Below are 23,593 nucleotides of genomic sequence, written 5' to 3'. Positions count from 1 at the left end.
TGCGCCGGGTCCCCGTGGCATGCTCGCCGCCGACGTAGACATGAACGGCGTTCACATCCATGGAAGGTGGCGTCATGGGGACCGATCAACGAGCCATCAGCAGACGCGCACTGCTCGGCAGTGCGACGGCCGTCGCGGCAATCGCCGCGACCGGCGGCCTCGCGGCGGCTCCCGCGACGGCGCGGACCCGTACCACCCCTGAACTGTGGCGGGAGTTCCGCCGCGCGCCCTGCACACACCCGCAGATCCCGTACATCGGCAGTGCCGGCCGGGCCGCCGGGGCGCGCCACCTCCCGCGGCGTCCCGTCAGGGCCGACGTGCGCGACTACGGGGCCAAGGGCGACGGCTCCGTCGACTGCGCACCCGCCATCAACCGTGCCGTCGCCGCTGTCGGCGAACGCGGCGGCGGCACGGTCGTCGTCCCGCCGGGCACGTACCGCATCGACGACGTCATCCGCATCGGGCACAGCGACGTCGTCCTGCGCGGCGCCGGGAGCGGCCGCACCACCCTCCTCGCCACCAGGAACCTCACCGAACTCATCGGTCCCTACGGCTCCCGCTACGGCGGTGACAAATCCTCCTGGTCCTGGGCCGGCGGCCTCATCTGGCTCTGCCCGAAGGACCGTTACGCCTCCCTCACCGACGCCATCAGGGCCAGGGCATGGCCCTTCGAGGGCTGGACCGGCAACCGGCGCGACGAGTGGACCACCCTCGCCACCGTCGCCCCCGCCCGCCGCGGCGACCGGTCCGTCACCGTCTCTGACACCTCCGGGCTGCGCCGCGGACAACTCGTCATGCTCCGCCTCGCCGACGACGCCGGCCACACCCTGCTGCGGCACATGGCCGGCGACGGGGAGGGGACCAAGACGTATGTCTGGGACGACAAGACCAAGTTGACGTCCTACGTCCCCTACGAGTGGCCCGTTCGCATCACTTCGGTCGACCGCGGCCGGGTCACCCTCGAGCGCCCGCTTCCCCTCGACGTACGCCCCGAGTGGGACCCTCGCCTCACCACCCTCGTCACACCGCTCACCGGATCCGGCGTGGAGGGCCTGACCCTCGCGGCCGTCGAGACGCCGCAGTCCCCGCACCTGCTCGACAAGGGCTACAACGGCGTCACCTTCCAGTGCGCGTACGACTGCTGGGCCGACGACGTCACCGTGCGCCACGTCGACAACGGATTCGGCCTCGTCGCGGCTTCGGCCTGCACCCTGCGGCGCACCCGGGTCGAGGGCCGCGGCTCGCACCACCCCTACTTCTGCCGCGAGGGCTCGCACGACAACCTCGTCGAGGACTTCACCGTCGCGCGCCGCACCGTCCCGGCGCCCGCCGGGACCCAGTTGCACGGCATCAACGTCGAGGGCCTGTCCAGCTACAACGTCTGGTCGCGCGGTGTGATGGAGATGGGCACCTTCGACACCCACCGAGGCATGCCGTTCGCCAACGTCCGCACCGAGATCACGGTGGAGAACAACGGCCGCCACGGCGGCGACGCGAGCGCCGGCCCCCTCTACGGCGCCCGCTTCACCCATTGGAACGTCACGGTCACCAACGGCCGCGCGGGCCTCGTCCGGATCGACGGGATCGCCCCGTACAGCGCCACCGTCGCCATCAGCGAGGTCCGCGAGTTCGACCAGACCGACGTGCCGGACTTCACCGGCGCGCTCAACTCCCGGCTGGAGGCGTACGGAGCCCCGGGCGCCGTCCACCCCGCCAATCTCTACGAGGCACAACGCCGACTGGGCCGCTGAACGGTGGCATGTCCGTAGGCCACACGTCGCGCTCGCCCTTGCCTTCCTGTGCGCGCTCCGTCACACGGGGACCCGCGTGACGGAGGAGCCGGCGCCTGGACGCCGGTGACCCTGTCCCGTCAGCCCCCGACCGGGGCCGCGCCCTGCTCGGTCTCCTTGTCGTCCACGTCCGTCATCTCTGCCGCCTTCGCGACCGCCACGGCCTTGGTCACCGAAGGCTCCACCGGACCGCCCGTCTCCGCCAGCGCCCGCCGCAGCAGCAGCGAGTAACCCACTGCCGCGACCGCGCCGACCACCGCGCAGCCCATCCACAGAACGTCCGGGCCCGGGCCGTCCACGACCCAGCCCGCCAGGATCGGCGCGACGAAACCGGCGACGGCCCAGGACATGCCCATCACGCCCTGGTAGCGGCCCCGGGCGTGCTCGGGGGCCAGCCGGGCGGTGGCGGCGGCGTTCGTCGGGACGTGCACCATCTCGCCGAGCGTCCACACAACCACGGTCGCCGCGAACACCAGCGGGGTTCCGGCCAGGGCCGTCGCCCCGGTGCCGACGGCGAAGAGCAGCGACGAGACGGTGAGCAGCGCGGCAGGCGAGCGTTTGTCCGTGATCCTGTTGACGAGCAACTGCAGGGCGACGATCACCACACCGTTGACGGCGATGACCATGCCGTACGAATCGGCCGACAGCCCCTCACCGGCCATGGTCAGCGGCAGGCCCACCCACGGGGCGGTGAAGATCAGGCAGACCAGCAGGTTCAGCAGGACCAGGGTGCGGAACGGTGCGTCCTTCAGTACGTCGAGGACGGTCACCCGCTGCTCCTCGACCCGCTCACCGGCACTGTCGACGCGGGCCGCGGGCCGGGTCTCGCCCAGCCGCATGAAGACGATCACCGCGCACAGGGCCGTCGCCACGGCGTCGGCCACGAACAGGGTCCGGTAGCCGAGGAAGATCGCGGCACCGCCGCCGAGCGCGGCGACGGCGAAGCCCAGGTTGAGGGCCCAGTAGTTGAGCGCGTAGGCCCGGCGCAGCTCGGACTCCGGGACCATGTCCGCGATCATCGCGCTGATCGCAGGCCGCACGGCCTGCATCGCCACGCCCATGAGGAGCACCACGACCGCGATGCCCCAGGCGCTGCTGACCACGGCGAGGGCGGCGGCGCAGGCCGCGCCCGCCAGGTGCATCGAGATCATCGTGGGGCGCCGGCCCCACCGGTCGGTGAGCATCCCGCCGAGCGGGGACCCGGCCACGCCGCCGAGCCCGTGCAGGGCGATGACGAGACCGGCGTACCAGGCGGAGTAGCCCAGTTCCTGGGTGAGGTAGAGCGACAGGAAGGTGAGCACGAACGCGCCGGTCCGGTTCACCAGCGTCGAGGTCCACAGCCACCAGAAGCCGGGAGGCAGCCCCGAGACGGTCGTGCGCGCTGCGCGTCCGAGCGAAGCGATGGACATACGGGAGCCCCCCACGGCTGTAATGGTCTTCTGAAGCATCCGCAACTTACTTAGCGGGAGGCTCAGGCCGCCACTCAATTGACGGCGATCGTCAACGGTCCGCTCCTCGGGCAGCCGCGCGGCGCCGGCGGCGCGTCGATTAGGCTCGGGCGCATGGCCGACGCACCGTACAAGCTGATCCTCCTCCGCCACGGCGAGAGCGAATGGAACGCGAAGAACCTGTTCACCGGCTGGGTGGACGTCAACCTCACGGAGAAGGGCGAGAAGGAGGCAGTCCGCGGCGGTGAGCTGCTCAAGGACGCCGGTCTGCTCCCCGACGTCCTCCACACCTCGCTCCAGAAGCGCGCCATCCGCACGGCGCAGCTCGCCCTGGAGTCCGCCGACCGCCACTGGATCCCGGTCCACCGGACCTGGCGGCTGAACGAGCGCCACTACGGCGCCCTTCAGGGCAAGGACAAGGCCCAGACGCTGGCCGAGTTCGGCGAGGAGCAGTTCATGCTCTGGCGCCGCTCGTACGACACGCCTCCGCCGGTCCTCGCCGACGACAACGAGTTCTCGCAGGCGAACGACGCCCGCTACCAGACCATCCCGAGCGAGCTGCGTCCCCGCACCGAGTGCCTCAAGGACGTCGTCGAGCGCATGCTGCCGTACTGGTACGACGGCATCGTCCCCGACCTGCTCGCCGGCCGCACGGTCCTGATCGCCGCCCACGGCAACAGCCTGCGCGCGCTGGTCAAGCACCTGGACGGCATCTCCGACGCGGACATCGCCGGCCTGAACATCCCCACCGGCATCCCCCTCGTCTACGAGCTCGACGCCGACTTCAACCCGGTCAAGCCGGGCGGCACCTACCTCGACCCGGACGCGGCGGCGGCGGCGATCGAGGCGGTCAAGAACCAGGGCAAGAAGAAGTAGCACCACCTGCATAAGCCCCCTACCTGCGGTTTCTCCGCCGGGAGGGGGCTTATTGCTGCCGTTGGGCCGTCGCTGGGCCGTCAGGTGCTTGATCGGGCCGTCTCGAAGACGGTGGCGACAGCCTTGCGGGTGCGCTCCTGGCTGGACGGCATCAGGTGGGCGTAGACGCGGAGAGTCAGGCCGGGGTCGGAGTGGCCGAGGTACTCGGCGAGGGCCTTGATGTTCTCCCCAGCGTCCAGGAGGACCGAGGCGTAGAAGTGGCGCAGGGCGTGCATGCCGTTCTCGCGGGACTAGGCGAAAGGCCGGCCGCGCGGGGACCGGGATGACCCCGGCCGCGGCGAGGGCAGGCTTCCACGCTTCCTCGTGACTCCCCCGCGCGCAGCTCGGCAGCGGCCTGGCGCATCCGGTGCCGGCGAAGCGGCCCGGTGCACATCGCCGGCATCGGTACAGCCCGACGACGGCGGCCCTTGGGGTCGTCGTTACAGAGGACGCCACGCCGGCGCCGAGTCTGCCGGCGGAGGTAAAGCACGCGCTTGTCCAGGCCGACGTCGACCCGGCGGAGACCGACGATCTCACCCCGCCGGGGCCCATGGTGAGTGGCTCGCTCCGCTCGCCGCGCGGCGAGACCGATCCTCCGCACATGACCCATGCGGATGAACGGATGATCTGGCCGGGCGACGATCCGTGGGGTGCTGGATCTGTGCGGGGGTGGCCAACGGGGCGGGATAACGGGAGTTCGACTCTCAGCGGCGCCGGAAAAGTTAATATCGCCTGAGCCGCGGCGGGGGAGGGCATTGTGGCAGGCGCATCCGATGATCATTCCACTGCCAAGTTATTGGCGCTCATCGGCGGAATCGCATCCGTGCTGTCGATCCTGACCTGGCTGGGCGTGAGCAACGCGACCGAGCTGAAGGACCTGGTGGCCGACTCGCCCCCATCCAGTTCCAGCCCAGCCCCGTCCACGTCTTCGCCGACCGTCGACATCCCCGATGACCCTGGCACCGGTGAGGATGACCCCGGCATCAGTGAGGGGGACGCTGAGGAGGTCGACCCCGAGCCGTCGACACCCACTCCGGATCCCACCGAAGAGGCGTTCAAAGCCATCTCGGCCGGCGACTGCCTTGCGGTCTACGACACGGGCCGCGGGGGCACCACCAGCATCGACTGGAGCGTCGATGTTCCGCCGGACCCCGTGTCCTGCGCCGACACACAGGCGCAGGTCCAGGTGACCGCCACCGACACGGCCTGCCCCACCAGCCATGGGAAGTCGTACTGGAGCTACCGGTCCGCCACCACCGGCAACACCACGAAGCTCTGCCTCACCCGCATCTACCACGTCGCCTACTGCATGCTCGGCCAGCAGTCCGGCTACTCGATCTCCCTCGGCATGATGACGGCCGTGGCCTGCCGACGCGAGCCGGTGCCCGCCCCGTACAACCAGATCATGCACATCACAGGCGTCTACCGCGCCCCGGCGGGCGCCGACGCGAACAACTGCCGCCGGGCGGCAGGCGACCAGACGCGCTACTGGGCCTACCTGGTGGACGACGGCGCCACGCTGCTGTGCACCACGATCTACCAGGGCGGCTGACCGACAACTCGGCTTCGGCAACCCGCCTCGAAGATCGCCCTGGAGACGGCCGACGTACCCCTGTGCGGCCCCCGCCCACGGTTGGACGGGGGCCGCACAGTGTGCGCGTGATGTCAGCGCACCAGCCGCCACGCGTCCTGGACGTAGCCCCGTACGGTTAGCCCCCTGACCCCGGGTGTCTCGCGGTGATGACGCCGGAGCGAACCTCGTCGTGTCCGTGGAGGGCGGCGACGCGCCGACACTGGAGGCGATGAATCTCGTGCGGTCCTCCATGAGGACCAGGCCCGCCTGACGCCCGGGACGAGGGCCCCGTCCGCGACCGGACGGGGCCCTCGTCGCGCTGGAGCGAGGCCGCCCCCGCACCGCGCGCCTGATCCCGGCGGGCGTGATGCACTGGAGTGAGAGGAGGTGCGTCGTGTCCGGTCGTATCGGAAAGCCCCGCAACATCCTTCTCGTGTGGCTGGTCTGGCCGCTGATCACGCTGGGTGTCTACCACTTCGTCTGGTACTACAAGGTCAACCGCGAGGCCCGTGACTTCGACCGCCGGATCGAGGTCAACCCGGCATACGCGGTGCTGGCCGTGCTCGTCGGCTGGCTGGTGATCGTTCCGCCCTTCGTTTCGGTCTACAACACCGGTCAGCGCATCGCCGACATGCAGAAGGCGGCCGGGATGCGGCCCAGTTGCAACCCCTGGATCGGGCTGATCCTCATGATCGTCGCCGGCCTGCACGCGCTCTACTACCAGCACGAGCTCAACCAGATCTGGACCCACTACGGGAACCCGGTGGAGGGCGAGCAGGTGCTGCTCGCGGCCTGACGTCCGACGGAACCGGAACAAGACCGTCGGGCGGCACGCGTGATCCGCGCGGCAACGACGCCGCACAGCGAGGGCCCCGTCCGCGACCGGACGGGGCCCTCGTCGTGCGGGTGCGTGTCAGCCGCAGCAGCCGCCGCACTGGCAAGGAGCGCCGGACTGGCAACCGCAGCCGCAGCCGGAGCCGCAGCCGCAGGCGCCGATGACGGGCAGGTGGACCGCTTCGCGCGGGGCTTCCTGCCGGGGGTCGGTGGTGGGGGATTCGGCCATGGGTCCCTCCTCAGGGCGTACGGGAATGCCGCCACCCCCATTGCAGTCCCGCCGGGCCGGGCGCATCAACGGCGCATGTGCGCGCAAGCGCCCCCCGTACGCCCCCTCAGCGCCGCTACGCGCCCTCCACCGTCGTCTGCTGCTGGATCTCGTCGGCGTGCTCACCCGTCACCAGGTACACCACGCGCTTCGCCACCGACACCGCGTGGTCGGCGAACCGCTCGTAGTAGCGGCCGAGCAGCGTCACGTCGACCGCCGTCTCGATGCCGTGCTTCCAGCGGTCGTCCATCAGGTGCTGGAAGAGCGTGCGGTGCAGCAGGTCCATCTCGTCGTCGTCCTGCTCGAGCTGGAGCGCCAGGTCGACGTCCTTGGTGATGATGACCTCCGCCGCCTTCGCCATCAGGCGCTGGGCCAGCTGTCCCATCTGGAGGATCGTGGCGTGCAGGTCGTTCGGCACGGCACGGTCCGGGAAGCGCAGCCGGGCCAGCTTGGCCACGTGCTGGGCCAGGTCGCCGGAGCGCTCCAGGTCGGCGCTCATCCGCAGCGAGGTGACCACGATCCGCAGATCCGTGGCGACCGGCTGCTGCCGCGCAAGCAGGGCGATCGCCCGTGCCTCCAGGTCGTGCTGCAGATCGTCGACCTTCTGGTCGCCGGCGATCACGTTCTCTGCGAGCTTGAGGTCGGCGTCGAGCATGGCCGTGGTGGCGCGCCCGATCGCCGACCCGACCAGCCGGGCCATTTCGACCAGGCCCTCGCCGATCGAGTCCAGTTCCTCGTGGTACGCGTCCCGCATGGTGTCCCTCTCTTGATACGACCGGGGTCCGGGTGGGGCTCGAACCCCCACGCTCCCACGTTCCGGTGGGCAGAAGTCCGCCGGCTCCATCCCAAATGAACCAGCACTATCCCCTTGGTGAACTCTGAGCGACGACTGTTCGAGGTGCCACCCGTTTGGCTGGGAGAGTCCCCCGCGACCCGCATAACCTGAATGCATGGACGTGAACGCGGCGGTTGCCGCAGCAGCAGCGATCGCCGGTCTTTGTACCGGTGTCATCGCCGTGCTGGCGTTCCGCTGGAGCGAGCGCGAACAGAAGCGGCCCACCCGGACGTCGCTCCACACCGATGCCGTGCTCCCGCCCGGCGTCGACACGGTCCTGTCGGTGCTCCGCAGCTCCGCGGTCGTCCTCGACGAGTCCGACTCCGTCGTCAAGGCCAGCTCCGCGGCGTACGCCCTCGGCCTGGTCCGCGGCGGCAAGCTCGCCGTGGAACCGATGCTGCACATGGCCCGCGACACCCGGCGTGACGGGGAGATACGGCAGGTGGAGCTGGACCTGCCGCGCCGCGGCACCGGTCGCGGCGAGGCGCTGGCCGTCTCCGCCCGCGTCGCGCCGCTGGGCTCACGACTCGTCCTGCTGCTGGTCGAGGACCTGACGGAGGCCCGCCGCATAGAGGCCGTACGGCGCGACTTCGTCGCCAACGTCAGCCATGAGCTCAAGACCCCTGTCGGGGCGCTCTCCCTGCTCTCCGAGGCTGTCATGGACGCCTCCGACGACCCCGAGGCGGTCACCCGCTTCGCCGGCCGGATGCAGATCGAGGCGACCCGGCTCACCAACCTCGTACAGGAGCTCATCGACCTCTCCCGGGTGCAGAACGACGACCCGCTGGAGGATTCCGAGCCCGTACGGGTCGAGGAACTGGTCGCCGAGGCCATCGACCGCTCCCGGCAGACCGCGTCCGCCAAGCAGATCACCATGGCCGCGGGAGCCGCCGCCGACCTGCGGATCTGGGGGAACCGTGGCAAGCTCGCAGCCGCGCTCGGCAATCTCGTCGAGAACGCCGTCAACTACTCCCCGGCCCGTACCCGCGTCGGCATCTCCGCCCGCCGTGTCTCGGCGCCCGGCGGGGACCTGATCGAGATCGCCGTGACCGACCAGGGCATCGGCATCTCCGAGAAGGACCGCGAGCGGATCTTCGAGCGGTTCTACCGGGTCGACCCCGCCCGTTCCCGCGCCACCGGGGGCACCGGCCTGGGGCTGGCCATCGTCAAGCACGTGGCCGCCTCGCACGGCGGGGAGGTCACGGTATGGAGCTCCGAGGGACAGGGCTCCACCTTCACGCTGCGGCTGCCAGAAGCAGGCGCGGCGAAAGAACGCGCAACCAGCGGCCAGGATCGCGTCGAAGAGGACGACGACCGGCCTTACGACACCGATCCGAACACCGAAATTCCTGCCCCGGAGGTCCTTCCGTGACCCGAGTGCTCGTCGTCGAGGATGAGGAATCCTTCAGCGACGCCCTGTCCTACATGCTCCGCAAGGAGGGCTTCGAGGTCGCTGTGGCGACCACGGGCCCCGACGGACTCGACGAGTTCGAACGCAACGGAGCCGACCTGGTGCTCCTCGACCTGATGCTGCCCGGACTGCCCGGCACCGAGGTGTGCCGCCAGCTGCGGGGCCGCTCGAACGTGCCCGTGATCATGGTGACCGCCAAGGACAGCGAGATCGACAAGGTCGTCGGGCTGGAGATAGGAGCCGACGACTACGTCACCAAGCCCTTCTCCTCCCGGGAGCTGGTCGCCCGTATCCGCGCGGTGCTCCGCCGCCGCGGCGAGCCGGAGGAGGTCACGCCGGCGGCCCTGGAGGCCGGGCCGGTGCGCATGGACGTGGACCGTCACGTGGTGACCGTCTCCGGCGGCAAGGTGGACCTGCCGCTCAAGGAGTTCGACCTGCTCGAGATGCTGCTGCGCAACGCGGGCCGCGTGCTGACCCGTATGCAGCTGATCGACCGGGTGTGGGGCGCGGACTACGTGGGTGACACCAAGACCCTCGACGTCCATGTGAAGCGGCTGCGCGCCAAGATCGAGCCGGACCCGGGCGCGCCGCGCTATCTGGTGACGGTCCGCGGCCTGGGCTACAAGTTCGAGCCGTAGGAACCCGGCGGACCGGCTGTCCGCCGTGACCACAGCGAAGGGGCGCCCGCCGGATTCCGGCGGGCGCCCCTTCGGCGTTCGTGCGTGGGGTCAGTGGCCCGCGCTGTGCGACGCGGACGCCGAGTCGGTCGGCTGCTCGGGCTCGCTGCCGGCGGCCTCCGTGTCGCCGGCCGGCGCCTCGGGGGACGCGGGGGTGCCGGTGGGAGTGCCCGTCGGGCTGCCCGAGGGGGACTTCGTCGGCTCGGACGGCGACGGCTTCGGCACCTCGGTCGGTCCGAAGTCCTTGAAGTAGTTCGTCGCCGGGACGACCAGCGCCCGCAGCTTGACGTCGCCCGTCTCGCTGAACCGGAAGACGACCTCGCGGTTGGAGCCGTTGTTCATCTCCTGGTTGCCGTTCTCGATCACGGCGGACGCGTTGTCCCTGCCGCCGATGATGAGGCGGCCCTGCGCGGGGACGGTGAGCGCCTTCGAGCCCTTGGCGGGGGTCAGCTTCACCTTGGCGTCGGAGCCGGGCAGCGTGATCGACTCGAGGGTCTGAGGCTTCACGCCGTCGTTGAAGATCGTCAGGGCCACCACCGCGGGGCCCTTCACGTCCGGCTTCGGCTGCGTGATGACGTTCACGTTCTGCAGCTTCAGGTTGTCGACGGCGGTGGCCGCGTTGTCCGGCCTGACACCGAGGGTCTGCGCGTCGTTGCCCGCACCGCAGGCGGAGAGCGAGGCGATCGAGAAGACGATGGCAGCGCCGGCGAGGGCACCGCGTCGAAGGCTGCTGCTCACGGCGGCGCTTCTCCTTCTACGTACGGACGGGGTGGTGGCGGCTGTCACCGGCTACGTGCGTGTCAGCTCGCGCTCAGGTTACCGAGCCGTCGATCACGTCCCGCACCCGACCCGCCCTTTACCGGCGGCGGACGAGAAGGACCGTCGGACCGGCTCACCGGCGGATGCCGCCGCGCCCCCAGCCGAGGTGTCCGGAAGAAGCGCCCCGATCATGTGTTCCGATCAACGGCCCACCCGCCCGTTCACATAACCGTGGTGATCGATTTCCCCGGTCGTCGCACATTCCTTGCGAATAGTCGTGGTGATCAATTCCGGATTCTGCGGAGCGTCGGTCCGTACGGGTGAGCGGCGGCCGAACGGAGTACGGGAAGTTCACCGCCGAGAATCCGACAAATCGGGACGTTCGGCCTCTCTGGAGGGGGGTACGCGCTCTGTGACGCGCGTGTTTCCGTCCGCCCGCACAGCCGCTCCGACCTGCGAATACCGCACTCCGGAAGCCGTCCGCAGCACGTTCCTGTCTCGGTTGTCAAGCCCCGAGATATGCCCTGACCTGCGAAAACGCCATTCAGAAGAAGCCGTATCCGTGTTACCCTGGATAGCCACGGAAGGGGTACCTGTCACATGACGTTCAAGGTTGGCGACACCGTGGTCTATCCCCATCACGGGGCCGCGCTGATCGAGGCCATCGAAACTCGCCAGATCAAAGGCGTGGACAAGACCTACTTGGTGCTCAAGGTCGCCCAGGGTGACCTGACGGTTCGCGTGCCAGCGGACAATGCGGAGTTCGTCGGCGTTCGCGATGTGGTCGGCCAGGACGGACTGGACCGGGTCTTCGAGGTGCTTCGTGCACCGTACGCCGAAGAGCCGACGAACTGGTCCCGTCGCTACAAGGCAAATCTCGAGAAGCTCGCCTCCGGCGATGTCATCAAGGTCGCCGAAGTGGTGCGTGACCTGTGGCGTCGCGAGCGCGAGCGCGGGCTTTCCGCAGGTGAGAAGCGGATGCTCGCAAAGGCGCGCCAGATTTTGGTGAGCGAGCTCGCCCTCGCGGAGAACACCAATGAGGACAAGGCCGAGGCTCTGCTCGACGAGGTCCTCGCGTCCTGACGCACGATAATGCCGCGGTGCCCGCTGGCACGCTGTGAAATCACCCTCCGTGAAATCCAGCCTGCCGCCGGGCGCTGCGGCATGTGTATGAAAGGTCGCAGCTGAAGGGGCGCAAGGGTCGCAACTTTCTGACGGTCGCGACCGTCGTCGTCCGGCACCGTGGCGTGCCGGGCCTCGGCGGCTGGCGCAGACCAGTGGTCACGGAAGGGCCCGTCAAGGCGTCGCGCCCGGCACGCTGTGGCCATACCCATGTCGGCTGAGGAAACAAACCTGCCGGAGTGCAACCGATGTCAGACGTATCGCGCCACCACCGCACCGCGGCCGTCATCCCGGCCGCCGGCCGGGGTGTGCGGCTCGGCCCCGGCGCCCCGAAGGCGCTCCGCACGCTGAACGGCACGCCCATGCTCGTCCACGCCGTGCGCGCCATGGCCGCCTCCCGGGCCGTCTCACTGGTCGTGGTGGTCGCGCCGCCCGACGGGGCCCCCGAGGTGAAGCGGCTCCTCGACACGCATTCCCTGCCCGAGAGGACGGACTACCTCGTCGTCCCCGGCGGTGACACCCGGCAGGAGTCCGTACGCCTCGGTCTCGACGCGCTCCCCGACGACATCGGGACCGTCCTCGTGCACGACGCGGCCCGCCCGCTGGTGCCCGTGGAGACCGTCGACTCGGTCATCGAGGCCGTACGCGACGGCGCTCCCGCCGTCGTGCCCGCGCTGCCCCTCGCCGACACCGTCAAGATGGTCGAACCGGCCGGCAAGGACGAGCCGGAGCCCGTCGTCGCCACTCCCGACCGGGCCGCTCTGCGTGCCGTGCAGACTCCGCAGGGCTTCGACCGCGAAACCCTCGTGCGCGCGCACGCCACGGTCACCGACAACGTCACCGACGACGCGAGCATGGTCGAGCAGCTGGGCCTGCGGGTCGTCGTCGTCCCCGGGCACGAGGAAGCCTTCAAAGTGACCCGGCCGCTCGATCTCGTACTGGCCGAGGCCGTACTCGCCAGGAGGAGGGCCACCGATGGCTTCTGAGGATCTCCGGCTGCCGCAGGTCGGCATCGGCACCGACGTGCACGCCTTCGAGAAGGGGCGCGAGCTGTGGTGCGCCGGCCTGCTCTGGGAAGGCCCGGAGAGCGACGGCTACGGCCTCGCGGGGCACTCCGACGGTGACGTCGCCGCGCACGCCGCCTGCGACGCCCTCTTCTCCGCCGCCGGCGTCGGTGACCTCGGGGCGCACTTCGGCACGTCGCGGCCCGAGTGGTCCGGCGCCTCCGGTGTCGCCCTGCTCTCGGAGGCGGCGCGGATCGTGCGCGCCGCCGGGTTCGAGATCGGCAATGTCTCCGTTCAGGTGATCGGCGTACGCCCCAAGATCGGCAAGCGCCGCGAGGAGGCGCAGAAGGCGCTGTCCGCCGCGGCGGGCGCGCCGGTCGCCGTCTCGGGGACCACCACCGACGGTCTCGGCCTGACCGGACGGGCGGAAGGGCTCGCCGCCATAGCGACCGCGCTCGTGTTCCGCACGGGGTGAGGTGACGGCACGGGTGTGGCTCGTGTCACCTTGATGTCACGTCCTGGCAGGAAACGGTCGCGAGGCACTACCACGCGCCCACTACCCTTGTTGCGTGACCATTCGCCTGTACGACACCAGCGCCCGGCAGATCCGTGACTTCGCCCCTCTCGTGCCGGGTTGTGTCTCGATCTACCTGTGCGGTGCCACTGTGCAGGCCGCCCCGCACATCGGGCACATCCGGTCGGGACTGAACTTCGACATCATGCGCCGCTGGTTCGAGTACCGCGGCTTCGACGTCACGTTCATCCGGAACGTGACCGACATCGACGACAAGATCATCGCCAAGTCGACGGACCAGGGCCGCCCCTGGTGGTCCATCGGCTACGAGAACGAGCGGGCCTTCAACGACGGCTACGAGGCCCTCGGCTGCCTCCCGCCCACCTACGAACCGCGCGCCACCGGGCACATCACCGAGATGGTCGAGATGATGCGCGGCCTGATCGAGCGTGGGCACGCCTACGAGGCCGACGGCAGCGTCTACTTCGACGTGCGGTCCTTCCCCGACTACCTGGCGCTTTCCAACCAGGACATCGACGACCTGCGCCAGCCCGCGGAAGAGGGCATCACCGGCAAGCGCGACCCGCGCGACTTCGCCATGTGGAAGGCGACCAAGCCGGGCGAGCCCTCCTGGGAGACCCCGTGGGGTCGCGGCCGGCCGGGCTGGCACCTGGAGTGCTCGGCGATGGCGCACAAGTACCTCGGTGAGGCCTTCGACATCCACGGCGGCGGTCTCGACCTGATCTTCCCCCACCACGAGAACGAGATCGCCCAGGCCAAGGCCTACGGCGACGCCTTCGCCTCGTACTGGGTGCACAACGCCTGGGTCACCATGAGCGGCGAGAAGATGTCGAAGTCCCTCGGCAACTCGGTGCTCGTCTCCGAGATGGTGAAGAACTGGCGCCCGATCGTCCTGCGCTACTACCTCGGCACCCCGCACTACCGCTCGATGATCGAGTACAGCGAGGAGGCCCTGCGCGAGGCCGAGTCGGCGTTCGCGCGGATCGAGGGCTTCGTCCAGCGGGTCGTCGAGAAGGCGGGACCGGTCGCGCCGGCCGCCGAGGTGCCGCTCGCGTTCGCCGAGGCCATGGACGACGACCTGGGCGTGCCGCAGGCCCTCGCGATCATCCACACCACGGTCCGGCAGGGGAACAGCGCGCTGGCCGCCGACGACAAGGAAGCCGCCGTGGCACGCCTCGCCGAGGTCCGTGCCATGCTGGGAGTCCTCGGCCTGGACCCGCTCGACCCGCACTGGGCGGGCGAGGCCGACCGCGGCGAAGACCTGCACGGGGTCGTCGACACGCTCGTCAGGCTCGTGCTCCAGCAGCGCGAGTCGGCCAGGTCCCGCAAGGACTGGGCGACGGCGGACGCCATCCGCGACCAGCTGAACCAGTCCGGACTCGTCATCGAGGACGGTCCCGACGGACCGCGCTGGACACTCGGACCGCGCTGAGCACCGGGCGCATGTGCCGCCCGGTGTTCCGGGCGGCACACTTTCACTTAACGACGCGATCCAGAGGAACGAAAAGTCATGGCCGGGAACAGCCAGCGCAGGAACCGCCGTACGTCCAACAAGAAGGGCGCGCAGGTCGGCAGCGGTGGCCAGCGTCGCCGCGGTCTCGAGGGCAAGGGCCCGACGCCGCCCGCCTCCGCCCGTAAGGGACACAAGAAGAACCGGGTCGCCAACGCACAGGCGAGAAAGGCCGCCGGCCGCCGGCCCGTCGCCCGCCGCGGCGGCAAGGGCACGTCCGAGATGGTCGTCGGCCGCAACCCGGTCTTCGAGGCGCTGCGCGACGGCGTGCCGGCCTCCACGCTCTACGTCCAGCAGTTCATCGACAACGACGAGCGGGTGCGCGAGGCGCTCCAGCTCGCCACCGGACGCGGCAACATCAACATCATGGAGGCGCCGCGCCCCGAGCTCGACCGGCTGACGAACGGGCTCAACCACCAGGGCCTGGTGCTCCAGGTCCCGCCGTACGAGTACGCGCACCCGGAGGACCTGGCAGCCGCCGCGTTCGACGACGGTGAGGACCCGCTGATCGTCGCCCTCGACGGTGTCACCGACCCTCGTAACCTGGGCGCCGTCGTCCGCTCCGTGTCGGCCTTCGGCGGCCACGGCGTGGTCGTCCCCGAGCGCCGCGCCGCGGGGATGACCGCGGGCGCCTGGAAGACCTCCGCCGGCACCGCCGCCCGTACGCCGGTCGCGCGGGCGACCAACCTGACGCGCGCCCTGGAGTCGTACCAGAAGGCCGGTCTGACCGTCGTCGGCCTGGCCGCCGACGGCGAGAGCGAGGTCGGCGACCTCGAGGCTCTCGGCGGGCCGCTGGTCATCGTGGTGGGCAGCGAGGGCAAGGGTCTGTCCCGTCTCGTCGGCGAGACCTGCGACTACCTGGTCCGCATCCCGATGCCGGGCGGCGCGGAGTCCCTCAACGCCGGTGTCGCGGCCGGTGTCGTCCTGTACGAGGCGGCCAAGCGGCGCGCCTGAGGACCGTATTGGGCCGTTTTCGGACGGCCGTGGGTGTAAACCGGTCGATAAGGAACGCTTGACGGGTCTCGGACAGATCGGGCCCGTCACGGCCGTGCCCTAAACACGCATCACTCGGTTAGATGAGTGTGGACACCAGAACGCCCCGGTCCGGGTTCGATGATCAGCCTGCGTTGAGCATGGTGAAGGTGGACTGCGATCCCGCGCAGGTCATCGTCAGCCACGCCAGTTTCCGGGTGCAGCTCGCCCGGAGCCCGCGCCCCGTACGTTCCCTGGCGGACACCGTGCGCCTCGCCCCGCTCGCCGGAGCCGGTGCGGCGGCGCGGCCGCGCAGGGCGCCCGTCGTATGGAGCGGCAGGTCGGCTCCCGGGGACTCCGGGGCGACCGGGCTGCTCCAGGCCGTACGCAACTCCACCCTCGAGCACGATCCCTACAGCGCGGGCGCCACCCAGGTCATGCCCCGCGTCGACCTCGACGAGACCGTGGCGGCCCCCACGGTCCCCGCCCCCGGCGGCCCCGGCCGGGACAGGCCGCTGCTGCCGCCGATGCGGCAGGCCGTCGGCGCCTACGACTCCTACGACACCGGCCCGTCCCACGAGCAGCAGCCGTACGACGCGGGGACCTACGAGGTCGAGGCGTACGACGACGAGGGCTTCGAGCGGGAACATGCCCGGCGTCGCTCTCCGCAGCGCCACGGCGCGGACTCCGTGCGGCACGCCTACTACCCGGGCCGCCGGATGAACCTCGGAGTGGTGCTGCTGCCGCTGCGGGTGCTCCTCGGCCTCATCTCCGTCTACGCCGGCATGGGCAAGCTCTGCGACCCCGTCTACTTCGACGGCGGCGACCGCGGCTCCATGGTCAAGTGGCTCAACGCCCTGAACCCGTGGGCCCTCGGCGAGCCGATGCGTGACTTCGCGCTCGCCCACCCGGTCGGCGCCGGGCTCACCGTCGCCTTCCTCCAGGTCATCGTCGGCGTCCTCACCGTCCTCGGGCTGTGGCAGCGCGTCGCGGCGGTCGTCGGCGCGCTGCTCTCCGCGGCGCTGATCATGACCGTGAGCTGGCGGTCGGTCCCCGTCTACGAGACGCCGGACCTCATCTACCTGGCGGCGTGGTCGCCGCTGATCATCGCCGGCGCCCCCGTCTACTCGATCGACGGCCGTCTCGCCGGCGAGGCCTGGCGCACCCTCGGGCCCCGCTCCGAACTCTGGGACCTGCGCCGGCGCGTCCTGCGCCGCGGCGGCCTCGTCGCCGCGGTCGTCGTGGGGCTCACGATGCTCGTGGGCTCGATCCTCGGCGGCGCCGTCCGCTCGAACGACATGGTCACCGTGCCCGGCCCGAACCAGAACCCGACCAACTACCTGCCCGGAGCCCCGCTGCCCAAGGAGTCGGGAACCGGCGCGGGCTCACCCCGCCCGCGCAAGGAGAAGCCCTCCCCGTCTGCCAGCAGGCCCACCGAGAAGCCCAGGGAAGCGGCGTCCACGCCCACGCGGGAGACCGTCCAGGAGAGCGGCCAGGTCGCCGGTACGCCCAGCGAGACGCAGGGCAGCGGCACGCAGTCGCCCAGCGGCTCCCGGCCCGCCCCTCCGCCTTCCTCCGGCACCACGGGGCCGACCTCGACCGGCGGCAGCAGCTCGGGCGGCCCGACCGGCGACGGCTCTGGCGGCAGCACCGGCGGTTCCGACGAGGGCGGCGGCGTGATCGGCGGCCTGCTCGGCTGAACCCCCGCCCGTCCGCGGCATAACAGACGGGGCGGCCACCGGAATCTTCCGGTGGCCGCCCCTTCGCCCGTTCGGCCGGAGGCACGGGACGTCAACGCACTTGCGGGAACGTCAACGCACCTGCGTGGAAAGCTCCTTGGCCGCCTCCGTCAGATCCTTCGCCGTGTCGATCGCCCGCCAGTAGGCCCCGTTGGGCAACGGGAAGCCGGCCAGCCGGCGTTCGCGCGCCAGCCGCGGGAACGTCGTCCGCTCATGGTCACCCACATCGGGCAGCAGCCCCGTGAACTCCGCGGAGAAGACGTACACGCCCGCGTTGATCAGATACGGCGACGGCGGCGACTCGATGAAGTCCGTGATGTGCCCGAAGGCGTCCGTCTCCACGGCACCCCAGGGGATGCGCGGACGCGCGAGCGCGAGGGTCGCCGCGGCGTCGCGTTCGGCGTGGAAGGCGGCCATCTCGCGCAGCGAGAAGCGGGTCCAGATGTCGCCGTTGGTCGCGTACCAGGGCTGATCGGGATGCGGCAGGGCGGCCGCGGCGTACTTGAGGCCGCCGCCACGGCCCAAGGGCTCCGTCTCGACAACGGTCTTGACGCGCAGGGGAAGCACCGCGCTGTCCAGCCACTCCTGGAGGACCTCCGCGAGATGGCCGCAGGACACCACGGCGTCGGTCACGCCCTCCTCGGCCAGCCAGGCAAGCTGGTGGCCGATGATCGGGGTGCCGGTCCCCGGGATCTCGACCATCGGCTTGGGGCGGTCGTCGGTGTACGGGCGCAGCCGAGAGCCCTGGCCGCCCGCCAGGACAACGGCCTGCGTCGGAAACGTAGGCGTTTGCATGGCCTGAACGATATGCGGCGGGCCGGCCTGCCCTGGGCCCGGGAGGGCGTCAGTGGCCGTGCGGGTCGGCGTCAGTGGCCGTGCAGGGCGGCGTCAGTGACTGTGTGCGGCGTGGAGGCGGCCCATGGGGTGCAGGACCGCCCCGGAGGCGGTCAGGGCCCGGCGGCGTGTCCCCGGGCCCTCGTTGTCCGTGACGGCCGTCAGGAGCCCTGCGCCTGCTGCGCGACGCCCGTGGCGAAAGACGTGTCGCAGACGGGCCGGGAGAACGACTGGGCGCGGGTCGGACCGTAGAGGTCCACCGCGGCGCGGCCGAGGGCGCGCGCGAGGGACATGCAGTGCTCGGCGAGCGACGGGCGCGCCTCGATCTCCCGCTGGAGGTGGGTGAGCGCGACACCCGGGTCCTTGGTCTGCAGCTCCATGAGCAGCCGGTCGCGCAGAACGTCCTGCGGGGCACGGGACTTGGCGCGTACGGACACGTTCTCCGAGGAGGCGGTGAGCATCTGCGACTGGGTGGCCTGCCCTGCCCACGGGACGGCGGTGACCGCGAGGGTTCCGGAGAGCACCAGGACGACAGGCAGAACGAGGGCGAGAGTGCGGCCGATTCGGCGGGCTGTGTGGGTCACGGTCGCGAGCGTAGCGGCCAGTGATGATTTGGCGACATTTAGTCACTCACGCGAGGGATGGTTCGACCGCGCCTTTCGATTACCGTGTTGACGCCGGTCGGGGAAATGGGCCGAACATCCGCTTCTGGTGGCTTATTTGCCCAATTACCCGAAAAGCCGGGCCTCGCACCGAAGTGCGGGGCCCGGCCTTTCGTCGCTGCTGTGCTTCGCGGCCCGGCCGCTCGGCGGGTCAGCCGCTGAGGCGCTCGCCCGTCGACGTCGAGAAGACGTGGATCTCGCCGGAGCGCGGCACGACGTGGAGCTCGCTGCCCTTGGCCGGGACGGCGCGGCCGCCGACGCGGACGACGAGGTCCTTGTGCTCGCCGCCGACCTGGGCGGAGCCGTACACGTAGCCGTCGGCGCCGAGCTCCTCCACGACGTTCACGGACACGGCGAGGCCGGCCGGGGCGTCCTTGGAGAGGGTCTTGGTGTCACCGGCGCCGTGCTCGACGACGTCGAAGTGCTCGGGGCGGACGCCGACCGTGACGGTCGTGTCGCCCTTGTCGGCGGCGGCGGACAGGGCCTCACGGGAGACCGGGACGACGCTGTTGCCGAACTTCACGCCACCGTCGGTGATCGGGACCTCGACGAGGTTCATCGCCGGGGAGCCGATGAAGCCGGCGACGAAGAGGTTGGCGGGACGGTCGTACATGTTGCGCGGCGAGTCGACCTGCTGGAGCAGGCCGTCCTTCAGCACGGCCACCCGGTCGCCCATGGTCATGGCCTCGACCTGGTCGTGCGTGACGTACACGGTGGTGATGCCGAGGCGGCGCTGCAGGCTCGCGATCTGCGTACGGGTGGAGACACGGAGCTTGGCGTCCAGGTTCGACAGCGGCTCGTCCATGAGGAAGACCTGCGGCTCACGCACGATGGCGCGGCCCATCGCGACACGCTGGCGCTGACCACCGGAGAGGGCCTTCGGCTTGCGGTCCAGGTAGTCGCTGAGGTCGAGGATCTTCGCGGCCTCTTCGACCTTCTTGCGGATCTCGCTCTTGTTGACGCCGGCGATCTTGAGCGCGAAGCCCATGTTGTCGGCGACGGTCATGTGCGGGTAGAGCGCGTAGTTCTGGAACACCATGGCGATGTCCCGGTCCTTCGGCGGCAGGTGCGTGACGTCGCGGTTGCCGATCCGGATGGATCCGCCGTTGACGTCCTCGAGACCCGCGAGCATCCGCAGGGAGGTCGACTTGCCGCAGCCGGACGGCCCGACGAGGACGAGGAACTCGCCGTCCTCGGTCTCGATCTCGAGCTGGTCGACGGCGGGCTTCTCGGAGCCCGGGTAGATCCGGGTCGCCTTGTCGAACGTGACAGTAGCCATGCTGATGTGTCTCCTTCACCGGCAGGAACGTGCCGGACGATCCGAGTAAGGGAGTGGTCTGGTCCAACGGTGTGAACCTGCCGTGACGCTACCTGGCGATCGGGGATCTGTCAGTAGCCGGTGGCGGGAGAAATCCCGCCGGGGCGGCGCGGGCGTTGGTTACACTTCTCTCGCTGCCTCCTTAGCTCAGTTGGCTAGAGCGCTTGACTTGTAATCTTGAGGTCGTCGGTTCGACTCCGACAGGAGGCTCCAGCACGCGAAGGGCCCCCGGACAGACCGTCCGGGGGCCCTTCGCCGTGTCCGGTCAGTGGCGGCCGGAGATCTTGTCCGCCAGGGTCGCGAGGCGGGCCGTCGTCGGGGTGTGGGTGGTGGCCTCGTACCGGTCGGCCCTGCGGTACGCGGAGTAGAGGGTGTGGACGCCCAGCCAGCGCAGGGGTTCCGGTTCCCACTTGCGGACCTTGTGGTTGACCCAGGGGAGCGCGGTCAGGTCGGTGGGGCCCGACTGGCCCGAGTCCTGCTGGATCAGGTCGCGCAGGGTGCGGGCGGCCAGGTTGGAGGTGGCCACGCCGGAGCCGACGTAACCGCCGGCCCAGCCGAGGCCGGTGGAGCGGTCGAGGGTGGCGGTCGCGCACCAGTCGCGGGGGACGCCGAGGACGCCCGACCAGGCGTGGGCGATCCGGGCGCCGGCGAGCCGGGGGAAGAAGCGGATCAGGATCTCGCGCAGCGCCTCGACGGTGGCGGGGCCGGTGCGTCCGTCGTTGTCGGTCCGCGAGCCGTAGCGGTAGGGGGCGCCGCGCCCGCCGATCGCGATGCGGTTGTCGGCGGTGCGCTGGGCGTACATGTAGGCGTGGGCCATGTCGCCGAGGGTCTCGCGGCCGGACCAGCCGATCTCGTCCCACGCGTCGTCCGGGAGCGGCTCCGTGACGATCATGGAGGAGTTCATGGGGAGCCAGGTGCGGTGCTGGCCCTTGAGGGACGCGGTGAACCCCTCGGTGCAGCGCAGGATGTAGGGAGCGCGGACGGTGCCGTACGGGGTGACGGCGTGCTTGGGCCTGATCTCCGTGACGGGCGTCGACTCGTGGACGGTGACGCCGAGCGCCTCCACGGCGGCGGCCAGGCCCTTGACCAGTTTCACCGGGTGCAGGCGGGCGCCGTGCGGGGTCCAGCTGCCGGCGACGGCGCCGCTGACGTGGACGCGTTCCGCGGTCTCACGGGCGCCGAGCAGGACACGGTCCTTCTCGCCGAAGGCGATCTCGACGGAGTGGAAGTCCTTCAGGCGCTGGAGCTGGGCGGGCGTGCGGGCGACCTCGAGCACGCCGCCCTTGTGGATGTCGGCGTCGATCTTCTCCTCGCCGGCGACGCGGACGACTTCGTCGACGGTGTCGTTCATGGCCTGCTGGAGGCGTACGGCCGCGTCGTGGCCGTGGAGCCGGGCGTAGCGGTCGCGTCCGGCGATGCCGTTGTAGAGCCAGCCGCCGTTGCGTCCCGAGGCGCCGTACCCGCAGAACGTGGCTTCCAGGACGGTGATGTTGAGGAACGGGACGGCCTTCTTGAGGTAGTACGCGGTCCACAGGCCGGTGTATCCGCCGCCGACGATGCAGACGTCGGCGCTGCTGTCGCCGGGGAGGGGTTCGCGGGGGACGGGGACGCCGTCCTGCGCGTACCAGAACGATATGCCGCCGTTGACGGTGTTCATGTGGGTCGCTGCTTTCCCTGCCGTTGGGTGGGCCGTGTGGCGGGAATGTACTGCTCCGGGGCGCTTTCCGCGACGTAGGGCGGCGGCATGGGCGGCGGCCGGGCGGGCGGTGGTCCGCTCCGTGGAATCTTCTGGCGCGACGAGCGGTCGTAAGGGCAGGCTGGGCGCATGATTCGTACTGCCGCACCCGCCGATGTGCCCGTGATCCACGAGATGGTCCGGGAGCTCGCCGAATACGAGAAGGCCTTGCACGAGGCGAACGCGACCGAGGAGCAGCTGCGTGAGGCGCTGTTCGGTGAGTGGCCCGCGGCGTTCGCGCACATCGCGGAGACGGAGGACGGCGAGGTCGCCGGTTTCGCGCTGTGGTTCCTGAACTTCTCGACGTGGCGCGGTGTGCACGGGATCTACCTGGAGGACCTGTACGTGCGGCCGGGGCTTCGGGGCGGCGGCCACGGGAAGGCGCTGCTCACGGAGTTGGCGCGGATCTGCGTGGAGCGCGGCTACGAGCGTCTGGAGTGGTCGGTGCTGAACTGGAACACCCCGTCGATCGACTTCTACAGGTCGCTGGGGGCACGGCCGCAGGACGAGTGGACGGTCTACCGGCTGACCGACGGGGCGCTCAAGAGCCTCGGAGCCTGATCCTCCCTTTGATGGGTCCGGGGACCACGGGTCCTGGACACCGGGGGCCGGGACGTCACCACGGGACCAGGACGTGACGGGGCGGGGTCTTACGGGACGAGGACGACCTTGCCGACGGTGCCGCGTGTCTCGAGGGCGCGGTGCGCGTCGGCGGCGTCCGCCAGGGCGTAGCGCTGGACGGCGGGGCGGAGCCGGCCGGCGGCGGCCTCGGCGAGGGCGCGGCTCTCGAGGGCGCGCAGACCGCCGGCCTTCTCGAGCATGGCGGGGCCGAGGACGCCCTGTGAGGTGATGCCGCGTTCTGCGAGTTCCTCCGCGGTGAGGGTCAGCGGGCTGTCGGAGAGGATGCCCTGGCTGGACCAGCCGAAGACGATGTGCTTGCCGCCCTTGCCGAGGAGGTCCACGGCGGCGCGGCCGGCCTCGCCGCCGACGGAGTCGTAGACGACACCGGCACGCCGGTCGCCGAGGTGGCCGCGTACGGTGTCGGGCCAGTCCGGGCGGGTGTAGTCGACGGCCAGGTCGGCGCCGTTGTCGCGTACGCGGTCGGTCTTGGCGGGGCCGCCGGCCAGGCCGACGACGGTGGCGCCGGCGTTCTTGGCGTACTGGACGATCAGCGTGCCGATGCCGCCCGCGGCGGCGGGGACGATCACGATGTCGTCGGGCCCGAGGTCGGTGTACTGGAGGATGCCGAGCGCGGTCCTTCCGGTGCCGATCATGGCGACGGCCGCCGCCTCGTCGAGTTCTCCGGGGATCTCGTGGAGTCGGTCCGCGCCGGTGACGGCGAGTTCGGCGTAGCCCCCGGGCGCCATGCCGAGGTGGGCGACGACGCGCTTGCCGAGCCAGGCGGGGTCGGTGCCCTCGCCGAGGGACTCGACGACGCCGGCGACTTCGCGGCCGGGGATCGTCGGCAGTTCCACGGCGACCGGGTACGGGCCTTGCGCGCCCTCGCGCAGCGCGGTGTCGAGGAGATGGACACCGGCGGCGGCGACGGCGATCCGTACCTGGCCGGGGCCGGGTACGGGGTCGTCGGCCGTCTCGTAGGTCAGGTTCTCCGCGGGGCCGAAGGCGTGCAGGCGGACGGCGTGCATGGTGTG

The 23,593-nt window shown here is 70.7% G+C and carries 23 protein-coding genes and 1 tRNA gene; 14 read left to right on the top strand and 10 right to left on the bottom strand.

Translation table 11 applies throughout. The annotated features are described in order from the left end of the window. The first annotated feature begins 74 nt into the window (after nt 1-74). Nucleotides 75-1,751: a glycoside hydrolase family 55 protein gene (locus ACTMTU_RS31210; protein WP_441266777.1), complete on the top strand. Its 1,677-nt coding sequence runs from the start codon at nt 75-77 to the stop codon at nt 1,749-1,751. Nucleotides 1,752-1,870: 119 nt separating this feature from the next. Here the strand turns inward: ACTMTU_RS31210 and ACTMTU_RS31205 are convergent, their stop codons facing one another. Beyond that, nucleotides 1,871-3,199: an MDR family MFS transporter gene (locus ACTMTU_RS31205; RefSeq protein ID WP_441266776.1), complete on the bottom strand. Its 1,329-nt coding sequence runs from the start codon at nt 3,197-3,199 to the stop codon at nt 1,871-1,873. 153 nt (nt 3,200-3,352) lie between these two features. On the opposite strand from ACTMTU_RS31205, the gene ACTMTU_RS31200 reads away from it, so the two are divergent. After that, nucleotides 3,353-4,114 carry a phosphoglyceromutase gene (locus ACTMTU_RS31200; protein ID WP_441266775.1) on the top strand — a complete coding sequence of 254 codons (762 nt, stop codon included), beginning with the start codon at nt 3,353-3,355 and terminating at the stop codon, nt 4,112-4,114. Nucleotides 4,115-4,194: 80 nt separating this feature from the next. Here ACTMTU_RS31200 and ACTMTU_RS31195 read toward each other — a convergent pair whose 3' ends face one another. Next, a complete protein-coding gene (locus tag ACTMTU_RS31195) occupies nt 4,195-4,389 on the bottom strand; it encodes a tyrosine-type recombinase/integrase (RefSeq protein WP_441266774.1) in 195 nt (64 codons plus the stop codon). Nucleotides 4,390-4,976: 587 nt separating this feature from the next. Between ACTMTU_RS31195 and ACTMTU_RS31190 the strand changes: the two genes are divergently transcribed. Then, on the top strand, nt 4,977-5,705 hold the full coding sequence (locus ACTMTU_RS31190) for an LppU/SCO3897 family protein (protein WP_441266773.1): 729 nt from the start codon (nt 4,977-4,979) through the stop codon (nt 5,703-5,705). A 415-nt stretch (nt 5,706-6,120) separates the two neighbouring features. Continuing rightward, a complete protein-coding gene (locus ACTMTU_RS31185; RefSeq protein WP_441266772.1) occupies nt 6,121-6,522 on the top strand; it encodes a DUF4234 domain-containing protein in 402 nt (133 codons plus the stop codon). Between the two features lie 117 nt (nt 6,523-6,639). Here ACTMTU_RS31185 and ACTMTU_RS31180 read toward each other — a convergent pair whose 3' ends face one another. Together ACTMTU_RS31180 and phoU are read right to left on the bottom strand one after the other, a co-directional pair. Then, entirely contained in the window at nt 6,640-6,789 is a 150-nt protein-coding gene (locus ACTMTU_RS31180) for a hypothetical protein (protein ID WP_441266771.1), read from the bottom strand. Nucleotides 6,790-6,904: 115 nt separating this feature from the next. Continuing rightward, nucleotides 6,905-7,582 (bottom strand): phosphate signaling complex protein PhoU, encoded by a 678-nt coding sequence (gene phoU / locus ACTMTU_RS31175; RefSeq protein ID WP_005315637.1) that lies wholly within the window; start codon nt 7,580-7,582, stop codon nt 6,905-6,907. Nucleotides 7,583-7,778: 196 nt separating this feature from the next. Between phoU and ACTMTU_RS31170 the strand changes: the two genes are divergently transcribed. Next, nucleotides 7,779-9,035 carry a sensor histidine kinase gene (locus ACTMTU_RS31170; protein WP_159690443.1) on the top strand — a complete coding sequence of 419 codons (1,257 nt, stop codon included), beginning with the start codon at nt 7,779-7,781 and terminating at the stop codon, nt 9,033-9,035. Continuing rightward, complete coding sequence (locus ACTMTU_RS31165; protein ID WP_053557145.1) at nt 9,032-9,712, top strand: response regulator transcription factor; 681 nt, start codon at nt 9,032-9,034, stop codon at nt 9,710-9,712. The genes ACTMTU_RS31170 and ACTMTU_RS31165 overlap by 4 nt, the downstream gene beginning before the upstream one ends. Nucleotides 9,713-9,802: 90 nt before the next feature. On the opposite strand, the gene ACTMTU_RS31160 is transcribed toward ACTMTU_RS31165, so the two are convergent. After that, nucleotides 9,803-10,489 carry a DUF461 domain-containing protein gene (locus tag ACTMTU_RS31160; RefSeq protein ID WP_441266770.1) on the bottom strand — a complete coding sequence of 229 codons (687 nt, stop codon included), beginning with the start codon at nt 10,487-10,489 and terminating at the stop codon, nt 9,803-9,805. A gap of 621 nt (nt 10,490-11,110) precedes the next feature. On the opposite strand from ACTMTU_RS31160, the gene ACTMTU_RS31155 reads away from it, so the two are divergent. From ACTMTU_RS31155 to ACTMTU_RS31130, 6 genes are all read left to right on the top strand, one after another. After that, entirely contained in the window at nt 11,111-11,593 is a 483-nt protein-coding gene (locus ACTMTU_RS31155) for a CarD family transcriptional regulator (RefSeq protein ID WP_003953493.1), read from the top strand. Nucleotides 11,594-11,880: 287 nt separating this feature from the next. After that, nucleotides 11,881-12,618: a 2-C-methyl-D-erythritol 4-phosphate cytidylyltransferase gene (gene ispD / locus ACTMTU_RS31150; RefSeq protein ID WP_441266769.1), complete on the top strand. Its 738-nt coding sequence runs from the start codon at nt 11,881-11,883 to the stop codon at nt 12,616-12,618. Continuing rightward, on the top strand, nt 12,608-13,111 hold the full coding sequence (gene ispF / locus ACTMTU_RS31145; protein ID WP_441266768.1) for a 2-C-methyl-D-erythritol 2,4-cyclodiphosphate synthase: 504 nt from the start codon (nt 12,608-12,610) through the stop codon (nt 13,109-13,111). Before ispD ends, ispF begins: the two co-directional genes overlap by 11 nt. Before the next feature lie 94 nt (nt 13,112-13,205). Beyond that, nucleotides 13,206-14,603, top strand: coding sequence for a cysteine--tRNA ligase (gene cysS / locus ACTMTU_RS31140; protein WP_441266767.1), 1,398 nt, complete (start codon nt 13,206-13,208; stop codon nt 14,601-14,603). A gap of 78 nt (nt 14,604-14,681) precedes the next feature. Continuing rightward, the gene (gene rlmB, locus ACTMTU_RS31135) at nt 14,682-15,635 is read left to right on the top strand and encodes a 23S rRNA (guanosine(2251)-2'-O)-methyltransferase RlmB (RefSeq protein ID WP_441266766.1); all 954 of its coding nucleotides are present in this window, start codon (nt 14,682-14,684) and stop codon (nt 15,633-15,635) included. Between the two features lie 179 nt (nt 15,636-15,814). Beyond that, complete coding sequence (locus ACTMTU_RS31130; RefSeq protein WP_441266765.1) at nt 15,815-17,353, top strand: DoxX family membrane protein; 1,539 nt, start codon at nt 15,815-15,817, stop codon at nt 17,351-17,353. Between the two features lie 111 nt (nt 17,354-17,464). Here ACTMTU_RS31130 and ACTMTU_RS31125 read toward each other — a convergent pair whose 3' ends face one another. The 3 genes from ACTMTU_RS31125 to ACTMTU_RS31115 form a co-directional block, all read right to left on the bottom strand. Beyond that, complete coding sequence (locus ACTMTU_RS31125; protein WP_441266764.1) at nt 17,465-18,187, bottom strand: nucleotidyltransferase family protein; 723 nt, start codon at nt 18,185-18,187, stop codon at nt 17,465-17,467. Nucleotides 18,188-18,387: 200 nt separating this feature from the next. Beyond that, a complete protein-coding gene (locus ACTMTU_RS31120; RefSeq protein ID WP_364590461.1) occupies nt 18,388-18,810 on the bottom strand; it encodes a hypothetical protein in 423 nt (140 codons plus the stop codon). Nucleotides 18,811-19,039: 229 nt separating this feature from the next. Continuing rightward, nucleotides 19,040-20,167 carry an ABC transporter ATP-binding protein gene (locus ACTMTU_RS31115; protein WP_441266763.1) on the bottom strand — a complete coding sequence of 376 codons (1,128 nt, stop codon included), beginning with the start codon at nt 20,165-20,167 and terminating at the stop codon, nt 19,040-19,042. Nucleotides 20,168-20,342: 175 nt separating this feature from the next. Here ACTMTU_RS31115 and ACTMTU_RS31110 point away from each other — a divergent pair. Continuing rightward, nucleotides 20,343-20,419, top strand: a tRNA-Thr gene (locus tag ACTMTU_RS31110). A gap of 52 nt (nt 20,420-20,471) precedes the next feature. Here the strand turns inward: ACTMTU_RS31110 and ACTMTU_RS31105 are convergent. Continuing rightward, on the bottom strand, nt 20,472-21,863 hold the full coding sequence (locus ACTMTU_RS31105; RefSeq protein ID WP_441266762.1) for an NAD(P)/FAD-dependent oxidoreductase: 1,392 nt from the start codon (nt 21,861-21,863) through the stop codon (nt 20,472-20,474). 168 nt (nt 21,864-22,031) lie between these two features. Between ACTMTU_RS31105 and ACTMTU_RS31100 the strand changes: the two genes are divergently transcribed. Next, the gene (locus ACTMTU_RS31100; RefSeq protein WP_441266761.1) at nt 22,032-22,502 is read left to right on the top strand and encodes an N-acetyltransferase family protein; all 471 of its coding nucleotides are present in this window, start codon (nt 22,032-22,034) and stop codon (nt 22,500-22,502) included. 89 nt (nt 22,503-22,591) lie between these two features. On the opposite strand, the gene ACTMTU_RS31095 is transcribed toward ACTMTU_RS31100, so the two are convergent. After that, the gene (locus ACTMTU_RS31095; RefSeq protein ID WP_441266760.1) at nt 22,592-23,587 is read right to left on the bottom strand and encodes a zinc-binding dehydrogenase; all 996 of its coding nucleotides are present in this window, start codon (nt 23,585-23,587) and stop codon (nt 22,592-22,594) included. Nucleotides 23,588-23,593 lie beyond the last annotated feature (6 nt).

The sequence above is a fragment of the Streptomyces sp. OZ13 genome (assembly GCF_052068155.1).
In the GTDB taxonomy this organism is placed as follows: Bacteria; Actinomycetota; Actinomycetes; order Streptomycetales; family Streptomycetaceae; genus Streptomyces.
This window is presented reverse-complemented; position numbering and strand designations above follow the sequence as displayed.